This is a genomic window from Streptomyces sp. SID14436 (assembly GCF_010548465.1).
Taxonomy (GTDB): domain Bacteria; phylum Actinomycetota; class Actinomycetes; order Streptomycetales; family Streptomycetaceae; genus Streptomyces.
This window is the reverse complement of record NZ_JAAGMD010000015.1, coordinates 1-1,690: the sequence shown is the minus strand read 5'-3', so window position 1 is coordinate 1,690 and position 1,690 is coordinate 1. Positions and strand designations below refer to the sequence as shown.

General features: G+C 70.8%; 1 protein-coding gene and 1 pseudogene. Both read left to right on the top strand.

Annotated elements, in window-relative coordinates:
• Nucleotides 1-7: 7 nt before the first annotated feature.
• Entirely contained in the window at nt 8-1,228 is a 1,221-nt protein-coding gene (locus tag G3I53_RS00600; protein WP_239063440.1) for an LCP family protein, read from the top strand.
• A gap of 244 nt (nt 1,229-1,472) precedes the next feature.
• Nucleotides 1,473-1,690: pseudogene (locus G3I53_RS33120) on the top strand (LytR family transcriptional regulator); the annotation flags it as partial.

The window sequence follows — 1,690 nt, the reverse complement described above, 5'->3', positions numbered from 1 at the left end:
GCCCGGTCTGGTCCGGCGCAGGCGCCGGCGGTGGATGCGGATCGGCGCGCTGTCGGCCGCCGGGGTGCTGGTGGCCGGCGCCGGCGCGGGCTGGGCGGTGTACGCCAAGCTGGAGGGGAACATCACCCCGGACGAGGCCGCCGCGGCCGAACTCGCGCGGTTCGAGAAGGAGCGGCCGACCTCGCTGGTGAAGGACGCCCAGAACATCCTGCTCATCGGCTCCGACTCGCGGTCCGGCGACGACAACGCCCGCTACGGGCGGGACTCGGGCACGGAGCGGTCGGACACCGCCATCCTGCTGCACCTGTCGGCCGAGCGGCACAGCGCGACCGCGGTGTCCCTGCCGCGCGACCTGATGGTGGAGGTGCCGGGCTGCCTGCGCCCGGACGGCAAGCGCACCCGGCCGATGTTCACGATGTTCAACCAGGCGTTCGCGGTGGGCGGTTCGGCCTGCGCCATCCGGACCGTGGAGAAACTCACGAATGTCCGCGTCGACCATCATGTCGTCGTCGACTTCCACGGGTTCAAGAAGATGGTCGACGCCGTCGACGGGGTCGAGGTGTGCCTGCGGCGGCCCATCGAGGACAAGGACGCCGCCCTGAGCCTGCCCGCCGGGCGGGTGACGCTGAACGGGGAGCAGGCACTCGGTTATGTGCGGGCCCGCAAGTCGCTCGGCAACGGAAGTGACACCGACCGGATGGAACGCCAGCAGCGCTTCCTCGGGGCGCTCGTCAACAAGGTCCGCAGCAATGACGTACTGCTGAATCCGGCGAAGCTGTATCCCGTTCTGGACGCGGCCACCTCGTCGCTCACCACCGATCCCGGTCTGGCGAGTCTGCGTGGTTTGTACGAACTCGTGCGCGGGCTGCGGGACATCCCCACGGAACGGGTGCAATTCCTCACCGTGCCCCGGGAGTCGTACGTCCACGACGCCAATCGGGACCAGCTGGTGCAGCCGGCCGCGCGGGAACTGTTCGAGCGTCTGCGCGGTGACGCGCCGCTGGTCGTGGCGCAGGGCGCCGCGCGGAGTTCCACCGGGAAAAGCGGATCCCTCTCCGCCGGTTCCTCCGGCGAGAAGGCGCACGGGAAGCCGTACGGAAAGCCGTACGACGGCGATACGCAGCGTGACGGAAAGGCCGCGGGAAAGGCGCCCGGGGAACCGTCGGACAGCACGTCGCCCGCACCCACCTTCTCCGGGAACACGGCCGCCGAGGACAGCTGTACGTAAAGACCGGGGCAAGACAACTCCCGGGCGGGCGGGCGTTGTCCAGAGAAATGGGCGAATTGCCCGCTTGTAGACGCGTGGAATGTGTCACCGGCGTCGCCCAGAACTGATCCGTGCCGTTAGTGTGAGCCGATCCGGTGCGCCGGTCCTCCGGCTCGGTCCTGAGGTCGCGCGCCGTGACACCGAGACCCGAGCGCCTTGGGAGGGGAAAGGCGCCGCGTGGCCCCGACGGAGGATTCAGGCGACCGTGGACGCGCAAAGCCGTGGGCGGGCGGAGAACATCGACCCCGCAGACCAGTGGGTGCTCAACCCGAACACGGGTGAATACGAACTGCGACTGGGCCCTTCCGCACCGCAGTCGCCGGTCCCCGAACCCCGCAGGGCCCGCACGGCCGCCCCGGCCCCGCCGCGCGCCCGCACCGGAGCGCCGGCGAGGTCGCCCGAGCGGGACGTACCCGCGCCGCG